Here is a 10,989-nt window from a genome sequence, read left to right on the forward strand (position 1 = left end):
GATGCTCCTTATGCTGCGGCCACGCGGGCTGCGAAGTCGACCAGATAGCGGTCGGTGATGCGCTGCTGGAACATGAGGTTTTCAAGCGGCGGCACGGGGGTGTAGTCGTAGTCGATGTAGAGCTTTCCCGCCTTGAGGGTGTCTTTGTCGTTGACCTCCTCGTTGTACCAGCAGTCGAAACCGATGAGATAACCGAGGGTGACCAGCTCGCGGCCCTTGGCCTTGACCGAGTCGATGATGTCTTTGACCAGGGTGGGGGTCATCGGCTTGTCTACCGCCCACATCATGGCCTCGGCGATTGTGTCGGCGAGGATCTGGGCGGTGCGGGTGTAGTTCTCGAACTGGAACAGGGGATCATCCGAGCAGGTGCGGGAGCCCCAGAAGCGGAACCCTTCTGACTGGATCAGGCAGGTGACATCGTTGGCATTGAGCAGGCCCGCGTCGGTGTCGGGGTCTTGCAGGCTCCAGAACACTTGCTTGGTCAGCCCCTGCACGCCAGTGACGGCGATGTTAGATAGGGTTTTGTGCCAGCCAATTTCTTTGTCGATTTTGGAGCGTTCTGCCATTGCTTTGGCTGTGGCCCAGATGGTGGCCTCGGCGTTGGCGGTGGTGTCCCATTTGGTGAAGTCGCCGTGGATCAGCATGAGTTCGCGCTGGCCGAAGTTCTGGCGGTATGCCAGCACCTCGGTCGGGGTGTTGCAGCCGTGGGCGGCAACGTAGGTGAAGGCGCGCAGCTTGACCGCCACGGCGGCCTGTTCGGTGGCTACCGGCAGGGTGTCGAGCCCCGGCGCGCCAATGATGCGCGGGGTGATGCCGACGGCAGAGCTGGCCCGTTGTAGTGCCTTGAGTCCGGTGAAGCTGCCATCCGGCAGCGCCTTGCCGATGACGTTGGAGGAGGTCTCTTCGTCGGTGGCGCCTTTGGCAACGCGTACGACGATGGTGATGGTGTTGACGGTGTCGGCGATCGCTTGCAGTGCTTTGGCCAGGGTGCCCTGGGTGCCCGCTTTGCCAACGGCCTTTTGCACGTCGGTAATGATGACCGGCTTGTTGAGCGGGAATACGGTGGCGTCGGCATCTTCCGCATGGCCCAGCAGGCCGATCACGGCGGTGGCAATGGTGCGGATGGTGCGGGTGCCTTCGTTGACTTCGACGACGCGCACGCCGTGGTGGTAACTGTCGAGTGCCATGGTGGCGGTTCTCCTGTGTCCGGACGGAGGTGATCAATGTGAGCACGGTCAGGATGCAGGGGCGGCGCACGGCGGGCGAGCTGGCGCGGGTGTGTGGGGCTGCTACACACCCGCAGACGGTGGCGGGCATAAAGAAAACACCCCGCACAGGGCGGGGTGGTGGTTTGGTCAGATTACCTTGTCCGGTTCGGTGGGCCATTGCGGCTCTTCTGGCCAGCCAGGTTGTTCTGGCACCAGCGTCAGCTCGTAGCGGCAGCGCTGCCAGTCGGACAGCAGCTGAGTATGCTCCGGCTTGGCGTAGCCGCCATCGACAGCAGGTTTGAGGATGGCGATTTGCTGGTTGGCAATGCTTACTCTGGTCTCAAGATCTGCCAGCGCTTTTTCGGCGGCCGGTTGTTCTGGCGGCGATAGCAGGATTGGATAACCATCGTCATCCGATGAAATGATCTTTCCATCACTGGCACCTGCCATGAGTTCGTCATACCTGGCTTGGTCGATCGCCTTTGCGTCATCAGGAATATCTGCTCCGTGGATCGATTTGGTATAGAAACCACCAGTCCTCTTCGAGAAGAATTTTCCAGCCATATTAATTCCCTATTGCAATGTATTTACATGATGCAGACGGTTGATTCGCCCCAGTCGTTGACGACTGGAAGGAAAATGTTGTGCCAGTTGTTTGCAGCTCGTCATATGTAATCGTTGTCGCGCTGCTTTTTGACAGAGCCGCTGCGGTGATACATCGTGTCGGGAATGCGATCGGCCAAGTAGTCCTCGATTGACTTGGTGCAGAGTCCCCCATCTGGATAATCCATCCCCCCATCCATGACGGAAAACAGACATACGGCTGGCTGGTGAGAGAAATTGAAAATCCTGCCTTCAGTTTTTTAGGTGTTACCGCAACATCGTCTGCGGCTCCTGCATCTGTCTGCTGCTGGCTTGCCACCTTAATCAGCCCCAATACGCTCTCACTGGCCTGTTTTACCCAGGCTTTTAACTTCTTGGGGGTGATGGCAGTCGCATCGTCAGTTCCTGCATCTGTTTGCGCCTGACTAGCAACCTTCATCATACCCTGCACAGTTTCGCTGGCCTGCTTTACCCACCCCCACAAGGTTTTTACTGTCACCACCGCATCAACTCGGTTCGCTGCAGTGGTCTCATTCACTTCAACCTGGGTGGCTAAACGGGAAAAACCCTTGTCTGTTTCGCTGGCGTCAGGGTGGTCTCGGCTCTCCTTATGGGCCTTCATCACGTCATCAACATATTTGCGGGTGGCCAGCACTACTGACGGGTCAATCTTGAGCTCTACTGCGCTGGTGTCGCTGACGATCAGCACCATGCGGATGATTTGGGTGCGGCCCGCACCACTGGTTAGCAGCGGTTTGTAGGTATCCGGCACATTGGCGATGGCGATCAGGGTGTTGCTGTCATCGTACAGGCCGACGCAGCGGATCCACCATCCGCCCACGTCTTCCGGGATGATCTGCTCTGCAACCAGTTGGGATGCGGCGAGCGGGTCGGCGAACAGGGTGTTGATGGCGGCGCGGCGTTTTTCGCCCGGGATGGCTGTCATTGCCGGATCGGGTGCGACCGGCTGGCCGTTGCCATCGCCCACCGCCATCTGGGTGAGCTTGAGCGGTACCCCCAGCGCGATGGCGTTGGCGAGTTTGGCCGCTCCGGCATTGGTCAGGATGGCTCCAAAGTTGCTCATGCTGTCCTCGTGTTGTTGGTAAGTGGGTTGATGGTGATGGTGTCGATGGTGTGAGTGATACCGCCGTGCCAGCTATGACCAGAGACCACGATAGGCCCCGGCTGGTATGGGTAAACGGTCAGCTCCTCCCCCAGATAGCAGGCGGCGCCCAGATAGGCTTTGCCTCTGGTTTCCAGACTGATGGCGAGCCCCGTCAGGTGGCGGGTCAGCGGTTTGGCGTCGTCAATGAGCCGTTCCAGCTCTGTGTACATCTCTGCAGTGATGCCGGTGTCAAGTACGCCGACATCGAGCTTGAAGGTGCCCGGCTCTGCGTTAGGGGTTTGCTGATACCAGTGCAGCACCCTGATCAGGTAGCCGAGCGGTTCGACGGCGCGGCGGATGGCGCCGACTGTGCCCTTGTGGCGGTGAACGAAAGGCGCGTTGGCGATGACTTTGCGCTTGGTTGCTTCCGGCCAGTTTTCATCCCAGCGATCGACTGACCGCTCAGCGGCCAGACTTGGCAGGCGCCATACCGGGCAGGTGTGCGGGTTCCAGAGGGTGCGCAGCACATCAACCGGCAGGTCGCAGGCTTTGGCGTTGACGGTGGCCAGCCTGCGCTCGGTTGGTGTGGCATTTGGTGGCAGCAGATCGCGATGCTGTTGATCGGTCATGTTGCGGCCTCGACGGTGTACTTGGTGCAGTAGGCTGCCTGGGTATCGGTCGGGATGATGTCTGCCCAGCCGACCAGCTCGACACGGGTTACGCCCGGCACATGCAGCACGGCCTTGATGGCAGAGTCTGCGATGCGCACACCAATGCGCTTGCGCGGGTTTACCCATGCGGCCAAGGCGTCGAGCGCTGCTTTCAATGCCATCTCTTTTTCTGCGCCGGTGAGTTCCATGTGCAGTTTGGCGGTGATGGTGTAGTGCAGGATCCCTGCGCTCTGTGTGGTGAGGCGGTCGGCAACCGGGATGCGGTCTTCGTCTCGGCATTCCGCGTCGGCTTTGGCGATCAGTTCATCGCTGGCGGTGCCGTCTCCCTCGCTGCTGATAATGGTGACCACGGCGACGGCAGGGCTGGGGCTGATGGCTTTGGCGTCGATGATGCGGCCATCTGCCGAGCGGGCCCAAAATTCGTAGGCTCCGCGCGGGCCTGCTGTGCTCATGGCATCCCACGCCATCAGGGAGCGTTCGCGTAGTGCTTCGTCGCTTTCCATGATGGTGGGGATCGGCGGGGTGGCGGTGTCGTCACCCTGCTGCACGACCAGCCGTTTGACATCCCAGTTTGCTACCAGTCCGTCGAGATCACCTTTCTCTGACCATGCAACCATGTTGGCCACGGCGGCGTTATTGATGCGGGCACGCAGGGTCAGCTCGCGGTAGGCGTTCTCTTGCAGGTGTTTGTTCATCGGCTCCGATTCGAGCTCCAGCGTGGCGGCAACGGCGGCCTGCTGCTCTGGCGGGTAGAGGGCGATCAGGGCCGCTTTACGCTCGGCAAGGATGGCTTCGTAGTCGAGCAGTTCAAGGGCATCCGGTGCCGGCAGTTTGGAGAGGTCGATGATGTTCATGAGGTTGCTCCGGTCGGTAGCTGGACGGTGCCGGATTCGAGCAGGCCGTTGTCGGCTCGGCGCCATGTGATGGTGACGGCACAGCCGCCGCCCAGTTCAGGTGCGCCGATCTCGACTTTGGTGATGCGGATGCGCGGCTCCCAGAGGGTGAGCGCGTGAACGGTGGCAGCCATCAGGCGCAGGCGGGTAGCTCCGTGCTGTGGCTGGTCGATGAGGCTGAATATCTCGCTGCCATAGTCGCGGCGCATGACGCGGGCACCGATGGGGGTGGTGAGGATGTCGCGCACCGATTGCAAGATGTGGGCGGTTTCGCTGATGGTGCGGCCGCTTTCGGCATTCATGCCCAGCCAGTTCATACCGGGCCCCCTGATGTATCGCTGCCGCGCTGCACGTCCTTGTGGCCGTGGTCAGTTACTTCAACGTTTCCAGCCTTGGCGGTCTCGCTTTCGATGCGCTTGGCCTTGAACAGGTCTGAGCACTCGACCAACGGGGCGAACAGCTTGATGGCTACGGCGGCGCTGATGCTGGCTGTTTTGATGCCTGATGCGGTGAGTTCACCTGTGTCCGGGTTGTATTCGATGACCGCGCCATCCGGGTATTCGATGCGGTCGAGATCGCCGTTGTCATCTTCGGCCAGCGGCTCTGGGTGTTTGTCCTGGTAGATACCCGCCAAGACGAAGGCGTTGCGCAGGTCACCGCCAAGACTGAACAGGATCACCTGCTCGCCGACGCTCGGGCGCATGCGGCGGCGGGTGCGACCGGCGCGCAGCACAAGATAGGGCCGCCAGTTGGTGTGGTTGCCCTTGGTTTCGACGCGGCATTCACCGGATCGCACTTCGGTCACGGTGCCGATGCGGATCAGGTCGTCGATTTTGCGGGTTAGTTCGATCAGGTGTGCGCTCATGTGGGGGAGTGTGTAGCGGCGCCGTTTGCGCTGACCAGCGGCGGCGGGTGTGTGGCGGCGCTACACACCCGCGCTATTTGGTGAGGTGTTGCAGCAGGCGGTCTTCAATCCTGTCGATGTCGGCGTCGGTGATGCCGATCAGTTGGCGCTCCGGGTATTGCACCTCTTTGCCGTTGATTTTGTCGCGCAGGCCGAAGTGATGGACGGTGGCGAGCCTGTTTGCGCTGCCGGTGAACTCAACAGCGGCCTCGTTGGCGGTGGCGGTGGCCTTGAACCATGCCGGTTTGACCAGCTTGGCGAACATCTTGCGGCGAATGGCGCCACGCTTGGCGCGTGGCTTGCGCGGCGTCATTGGTGTGCCATCCGGCTGTTTGTTGGCGCGGATGCGTTCAGCCTGAGTGGCCCGCATGGTGCGGGCCAGTTCTGCGGCCAGCTTGCGGCGCTCTGTGGCGCTGAGTTGGTTGAGCAGGGCGGCTGCTTGGTCACCGAGCTGCTGGAGCGCGTCGGCCATGGCTATTGCCCCTCTTTGGTGAAGCTTTCCCATGTGATGCCGTCGTAGGGGTCTTCCGGTGGTTCCGGTACGTGCTGCCAGCCGATCCCCTCTTCGGTTTTGGTGACGATGACCCGTTCGGTGAGCGGGATGGTGATCAGCAAGTCGTAGAGGTCACCGGCCAGCAGTTCAGACTCGACCTTGATGGCGTTCTCCCGCTTGTCGGGGTTGGTGAACAGCTCCGGCTGGTTTTGGCGCAGCCATGCCAGCAGCGGCACGACCAGTTGATCCGGGTGGCCTGCAAAGTCGATGACGCCGATTGATAGCGGGTATTGCCACTCGAACGAGAGGGAGTGCGCGCCAGTGGCGACGATGCGGCCATCGCCCACGGTGAGGATTAGGCTTTCTGGATTTTGCGCCAGTTGCGGCACACAGCTGGCGATCACGTCACGGATGGCTGCCGGTTTGAGCATGGTTCCTCCGGTTGCACTGGATTACGGCATCGACCCGGGCGGCACAGGTTGCCCATGCGGCCTCGGTAGCGGTCAGCATGTCGAGCAGATCGCCATTATTGAGCGGATCCGCTGGCGGCAGCTGGCATGGGGCCGGAGCTGGACAGGTGAGCCTGATAATCTGCGGCGCCGGTGATGGCGGGGCGCTGGAGCAGGCCGACAACAGCAGCAGGCAGATGGCTATCAGCCCAAGACTTAAGTTCAGCATTTTCACGTTTGAGCCTCGCGATGGTTTGTTCACGGGTGGCGGCTGTCATGGCCAGCTGGTCGAGCTGGCCCTGTAACTGTTGGGCGGCAGTGGCCTGCACCGTCAGTTGTTCTGTTAGGGTGTCGATGGTGCTGTCTTTGGCTCGCTCCCGCAGCGCGGCCTCTTTGGCCTTGTCGTCGGCGGCCTTGAGGTCGCTTTGCAGGGTGGAGACCTGCCCCTCTGCCTTGGCGGCAGAGCGGGCCGACCAGCCCCAGCCGCCCAGGGTGACAACCAAGGCCAGCAGCAGCCAGGTGAGGGGGGATCGCAGGAGGTTACGCCACATGCTCCACCTCCTGCACCGGATAGACCTTGGCAAAGTGGTCGTAAGCCTCGGCCAGTTTGGTGTCGTAGCGGTTGTCTTTGTAGGCAGGGCCGTTGTAGCGGCGGGCCACGTCGGCCCACTTGCCCGCCTTGAGTGCCTTGTGCAGCTGCGTATCCTGCTCGATAAAGCCGACCACGGCGCGCAGGTGCTCGCGCTCGCTTTGCTGCATGGCGGTCATCCAGTCATCTGCCGAGGCGTAGCCCTGCGCCTGCCAGTGGTAGCCCATCACCTGGAACATGCCCCAGCTGGCCGATTCGATGGCGGCGGCACGGTGCAGGGTCATGGCGGTTTGCAGGCGGGCCCATTCGGCAGGGCCGCCCTGATAGCCGCCGCGCTTGGGGTTGCAGAGTGCCGGATAGAGGCCCGCGATGCGGTTGGCCTCGCTTTCGCCTTGCTGCTTGGTTAGCTGCTTGAAGAAAACATGGCGCTCGAACAGCAGGCGCGGGCGCTGGCAGTCGTCGAACCCTTCGCCAGCGGCTTCGACCTGGGCGAAGGCTGCGAGCTTGGCCAGTTCGACACCGAGGCGATCAGCGGCTTGCTGCAGATCGGTGATGGTGAGCTGGTTGCCGATGGCTACCCCGCGCAGGGCGGCCATGGTGCGCGGCCCTGCCTGACCGATGGCGACGATGAGGTGATCACGCTGAAAGGCGAGCACGGCTTGCTCGGTGGCGTCACCAAACCAGCCATCGGCGGCCACCTGGTAGCCTGCCCGGGTGAGCAGTTGTTGCAGTTCGGCCACCGGTGCGCCGATGGCGCCTTTTTTGAGTGTCATGGTTGAAACCTCCGGTAGATGTCAGTGGCATGGCTGGCGCGCGGGTGGCGGCGCGGCAGCAGGTGATAGACAGAGCCACGGGTTTTGAGCACGGCGCACAGCAGAAAGAGGGCAAGCCCGAAAGAGGCCGGATCCGGCGCAGGGATGCTGCCGAATAAAAACCGCAGCGGAATGGAGCCTGATAACACGCATAGGCCCCAAGCCAGCCAAGCAGGCAGGGCGCGATACTCACCCCCTTTGCGGTCAAACAGCATGACTCGCAGGAAGATTGCGGCGCAGATCAGAGCGTACAGGGCGGTGTAGATAAACACGCCGGTTGGACTGGTCGGGATCATGGTTACCCCCTCCTGTTGAGCAAGATGTTCAAGAGCGTGCCGAACTCTGTGCGCATGATGATTTGCAGCATGCGGACCATCAGCGCGGACGAAAGCAATGACCCCACGGCTTTGCTGACTGGCACCCCCATTGGCAGGGCCATAACCAATAGCTGACAAACGAGGTCAGCCAGTAGCAGGCCACCGATAAAAGACGCCACGAACAGGGCGATTTTTCGCCATCTGCTGTGTTCTTCTGTGGCAGATACAAACAGGACTGCCCCAGTCAGTGCGCCTAGCACCATGGATGGGTCAACTCCCGGCAAGGTGAACAGCAGGGCCAGCCCGGTGAGGGCGCTGGTTGCTGCACTGGATGAGATGGGTTCGGGCATCGTGCTCTCCTGGTGCTGTTGTTATCGTTTGCCGCCGAATTGGCGGGCGGTTTGGAATTCGTGGATGGTCTGGCAGTCGGCGCAGCGTTCGCAGCCCCGGATCGCTTCTCTGCGTTCCTGCGGGATCGGGTCGTCGCAGTCGATGCAGTAGTGGGGGCCGGTGCCGCTGATGCGGGCGGCGTGGATGCGGGCCGCGAGCTGCTGCTCGCTGATGTCTGCCAGTCGTTCAAGTTCGTCGTCGAGGCGGCTCATGGTCAGTCCCATAGCTGGATCAGGGGCGCGGCGGCTTGGGTCGGGGTATCAGGCAGGGTGATAAGGGTGCCCATCGGCAGGATGGGCCCCAGTTCTGCCAGCCCCGGATTGAGGTTCAGCACCTGTTCGGTGATGCCCGCTGTGTAGCCGTAGTGCCGGTTGATGATGAGGTCGAGGGTTTCCCCCTGTTGGGCGCGCAGCTGCATCAGATGAGTTCGACCGTGGTGTGGGTTTCGCCGAGGATGTCGCGGATGGCAAAGCGGGCATCGCGGTAGAGGTCGTCGGCGGTGAGGTTGCGCGGTTCGGCATCTTTGACGGCGTCGGCAGTGGCCGAGCTGTCGAGATAGCGCTCGTAGAGGTTGGCGCGGGCCATGCTGTAGACGGCGCGGCGATACCAGTGAACCAGCACGGATTCACCGGCGATGGTCTGGGATGGCACGTCGTCCAGATGCTCGTAATCTTCTCCCTGGCGGTTGATGGCCCAGCCGCTCAGATCGCTGTTGACGGCGGCGACGGCATCGATCACGGCATGACGCAGCCGTTCGGTGGTGACGGTGCCATCGGTGCGCATGATGGCGCGCACGTCGGCCAGTTTGATGACCGGCCAGAACGGGGCGCTGGCGATTTCGCCTTCGTCTTTGTTGGCCGGATTGGTGGGGATGAATCCTGATGTCATGGATGCTCCTTCCCCCGTTTGTTGGGCGGTGGTCGGGCCGTCTGGTATGCCGCTGGCATTCGTCAGGCCCGAGCCGCCCAGGGTGCGGGGTACGCTCGGTTAGCTGGCCTCGCCGTCGGCATGGCCTTGCTGTTCGGTGTTGCCGTTGTTGGCGGCCTTCTGCTCGGCGTCTTTGGCGGCTTGTTCTGCTGCCCGTTCTTCCTCTGCTTTGGCTGCCTGTTCGGCTTCTTTTTCCTTCTTGATTTCGCGCTCCAGCACTTCCAGCTCTTTCTTGATGCCCACTTTGTCGTGCAGTTCGAGGGCGCGGCGGTAGTGCTCGGCTGCCGGTTCTTTGGACCCTTCGGCCAGATAGGCGCGACCGACTGCCTTGTGCAGCTTGGCGCGCACCTGATCGAAGATGTCGCAGTCGTGGAGCAGCTTCAGATAGCTGATGAGCAGGAAGAGATCGGGGCCAGTGCCCGCCTCTTGCAGTTTGATGGCGGTGTCGGCCACCTCTTCGGCAATGAGGGTGGGGGCGGTGCGTTCGTACTGATCCGGGGTGTTCAGTTTGTGGCGGATCACGTAGTCAGCCATCGGCATGGCGCCAGCCAGATCGCCGGTGTCGAGGTGCCATAGGGTGACGGTTACCAGTACGTCATCCTGACCGCCGCGATCGGCAGCCAGCAGGCCGTCAATCCACGGTTTGTAGGTGGCCAGCATGGTGCGCTTGGCGTCGATCTTGCGCTCGATGCTCTGGATACCCTTGAGGGTCTGCTGGTGCTGGCGCAGTTGCATCAGCTGGAGTTCGTAGGCGTTGGCGGTGACCTGATCGAACTGAGGATTGGCCGCCCCTTGCAGGGCGGCCAGTTTGCGAGCGCGGTTGCGCAGGGCGGGGCTTGTCATGTCTCCCCCTTATGCGACCGGAGCCGGTTCAACCAGCTGGATGTGTTCGGCCAGTGCGGCGCCTTCGTAGTCTTCGACCACGTAAGCCTCGTTCACTGACTCGTAGTTCTCGATCTGGTCGCGCTTGGCGTTGTCGAGAATGGTGCGGCGGCGGGAGCCTTCCTGCCAGTAGATGGACAGGTTATCCAGACGGGTGACCAGAATGGCGTTGTCCGGGAAGCTCGGCACGCGCACGGCAGGCAATCCGCCCATGCGTTTCTGGCTGATGATGACATCGGCGGCCATCTTCTCGCTCGGCACCTGGTCTTTGTTGACCATGGGGAAGTATTTGTCGTGCAGCAGTTTGCGGCCGACGATGGCCACCAGTTCGGTGTCGTCGCGGTAGGTCGGTCCCAGCAGCTCGGTCAAGTCCATCACCAGCGCATCGAGGTTGTTATAACCGTCAGCCAGCGTTACACCAGCACCGACCTTGATGACATTGGAGCCATCTTTGACTTCGTCCAGCACGTTCTCCGGCTTGTCTTCACGGATTTTTTGCAGCCAGCCCTTGTTGACGTCTTGCAACAGCGGATTGGTGACCCGGTTGGATTTGGCAGCGCGCTGGATGCCGTTAAAACCGATCATGATGCGGTCGAGGGCCTGACGTTGCAGGATTGCGTCGCGCAGGCGGGTCTGGAAGTCTTTGAACTTTGCCCATGCATCGATCTTGGTGTAACGCAGAGCGGTATCGAAGTTGGTCTGTTCGCAGCGGTAGCGGTTGCCGGTCAGGTCAGACGGGTCTACCG

The 10,989-nt window shown here is 61.6% G+C and carries 19 protein-coding genes; all 19 read right to left on the bottom strand.

The window, feature by feature from the left end:
• Positions 1–8 precede the first annotated feature (8 nt).
• Complete coding sequence (locus AACS24_RS05360; protein WP_108572593.1) at positions 9–1,187, bottom strand: phage tail sheath protein; 1,179 nt, start codon at positions 1,185–1,187, stop codon at positions 9–11.
• Positions 1,188–1,355: 168 nt separating this feature from the next.
• The gene (locus AACS24_RS05365) at positions 1,356–1,772 is read right to left on the bottom strand and encodes a tail fiber assembly protein (RefSeq protein ID WP_108572594.1); all 417 of its coding nucleotides are present in this window, start codon (positions 1,770–1,772) and stop codon (positions 1,356–1,358) included.
• Between the two features lies 1 nt (position 1,773).
• Positions 1,774–2,895: a phage tail protein gene (locus AACS24_RS05370; RefSeq protein WP_108572595.1), complete on the bottom strand. Its 1,122-nt coding sequence runs from the start codon at positions 2,893–2,895 to the stop codon at positions 1,774–1,776.
• Positions 2,892–3,545: a phage tail protein I gene (locus tag AACS24_RS05375; protein ID WP_108572596.1), complete on the bottom strand. Its 654-nt coding sequence runs from the start codon at positions 3,543–3,545 to the stop codon at positions 2,892–2,894. Before AACS24_RS05375 ends, AACS24_RS05370 begins: the two co-directional genes overlap by 4 nt.
• The gene (locus AACS24_RS05380) at positions 3,542–4,441 is read right to left on the bottom strand and encodes a baseplate J/gp47 family protein (RefSeq protein WP_108572597.1); all 900 of its coding nucleotides are present in this window, start codon (positions 4,439–4,441) and stop codon (positions 3,542–3,544) included. Before AACS24_RS05380 ends, AACS24_RS05375 begins: the two co-directional genes overlap by 4 nt.
• The gene (locus tag AACS24_RS05385; RefSeq protein ID WP_108572598.1) at positions 4,438–4,797 is read right to left on the bottom strand and encodes a GPW/gp25 family protein; all 360 of its coding nucleotides are present in this window, start codon (positions 4,795–4,797) and stop codon (positions 4,438–4,440) included. The genes AACS24_RS05380 and AACS24_RS05385 overlap by 4 nt, the downstream gene beginning before the upstream one ends.
• Complete coding sequence (locus AACS24_RS05390; protein ID WP_108572599.1) at positions 4,794–5,345, bottom strand: phage baseplate assembly protein V; 552 nt, start codon at positions 5,343–5,345, stop codon at positions 4,794–4,796. The genes AACS24_RS05385 and AACS24_RS05390 overlap by 4 nt, the downstream gene beginning before the upstream one ends.
• A gap of 73 nt (positions 5,346–5,418) precedes the next feature.
• Complete coding sequence (locus AACS24_RS05395) at positions 5,419–5,856, bottom strand: phage virion morphogenesis protein (protein ID WP_108572600.1); 438 nt, start codon at positions 5,854–5,856, stop codon at positions 5,419–5,421.
• Between the two features lie 2 nt (positions 5,857–5,858).
• Positions 5,859–6,308 (bottom strand): phage tail protein, encoded by a 450-nt coding sequence (locus tag AACS24_RS05400; protein ID WP_108572601.1) that lies wholly within the window; start codon positions 6,306–6,308, stop codon positions 5,859–5,861.
• On the bottom strand, positions 6,283–6,510 hold the full coding sequence (lysC, locus tag AACS24_RS05405; RefSeq protein ID WP_258223111.1) for an Rz1-like lysis system protein LysC: 228 nt from the start codon (positions 6,508–6,510) through the stop codon (positions 6,283–6,285). The genes AACS24_RS05400 and lysC overlap by 26 nt, the downstream gene beginning before the upstream one ends.
• Positions 6,404–6,877: an Rz-like lysis system protein LysB gene (gene lysB, locus AACS24_RS05410; protein ID WP_108572602.1), complete on the bottom strand. Its 474-nt coding sequence runs from the start codon at positions 6,875–6,877 to the stop codon at positions 6,404–6,406. Before lysB ends, lysC begins: the two co-directional genes overlap by 107 nt.
• Positions 6,867–7,688, bottom strand: a complete 822-nt coding sequence (locus AACS24_RS05415) for an N-acetylmuramidase domain-containing protein (protein WP_108572603.1) — start codon at positions 7,686–7,688, stop codon at positions 6,867–6,869. Before AACS24_RS05415 ends, lysB begins: the two co-directional genes overlap by 11 nt.
• On the bottom strand, positions 7,685–8,023 hold the full coding sequence (locus AACS24_RS05420; RefSeq protein ID WP_108572604.1) for a phage holin family protein: 339 nt from the start codon (positions 8,021–8,023) through the stop codon (positions 7,685–7,687). Before AACS24_RS05420 ends, AACS24_RS05415 begins: the two co-directional genes overlap by 4 nt.
• Positions 8,024–8,025: 2 nt before the next feature.
• Entirely contained in the window at positions 8,026–8,394 is a 369-nt protein-coding gene (locus AACS24_RS05425; RefSeq protein ID WP_108572605.1) for a putative holin, read from the bottom strand.
• Positions 8,395–8,415: 21 nt separating this feature from the next.
• Positions 8,416–8,646: a TraR/DksA C4-type zinc finger protein gene (locus AACS24_RS05430; RefSeq protein WP_181364325.1), complete on the bottom strand. Its 231-nt coding sequence runs from the start codon at positions 8,644–8,646 to the stop codon at positions 8,416–8,418.
• A 2-nt stretch (positions 8,647–8,648) separates the two neighbouring features.
• Positions 8,649–8,852 (bottom strand): tail protein X, encoded by a 204-nt coding sequence (locus AACS24_RS05435; protein WP_108572606.1) that lies wholly within the window; start codon positions 8,850–8,852, stop codon positions 8,649–8,651.
• On the bottom strand, positions 8,852–9,322 hold the full coding sequence (locus AACS24_RS05440) for a head completion/stabilization protein (RefSeq protein WP_108572607.1): 471 nt from the start codon (positions 9,320–9,322) through the stop codon (positions 8,852–8,854). Before AACS24_RS05440 ends, AACS24_RS05435 begins: the two co-directional genes overlap by 1 nt.
• 99 nt (positions 9,323–9,421) lie before the next feature.
• A complete protein-coding gene (gene gpM / locus AACS24_RS05445; RefSeq protein ID WP_108572608.1) occupies positions 9,422–10,204 on the bottom strand; it encodes a phage terminase small subunit in 783 nt (260 codons plus the stop codon).
• A gap of 9 nt (positions 10,205–10,213) precedes the next feature.
• A partial coding sequence (locus AACS24_RS05450; protein ID WP_258223112.1) for a phage major capsid protein, P2 family occupies positions 10,214–10,989 on the bottom strand: 776 nt, incomplete at its 5' end.

The sequence above is a fragment of the Aeromonas sp. HMWF016 genome (assembly GCF_963878195.1).
Lineage (GTDB): Bacteria > Pseudomonadota > Gammaproteobacteria > Enterobacterales > Aeromonadaceae > Aeromonas > Aeromonas lacus.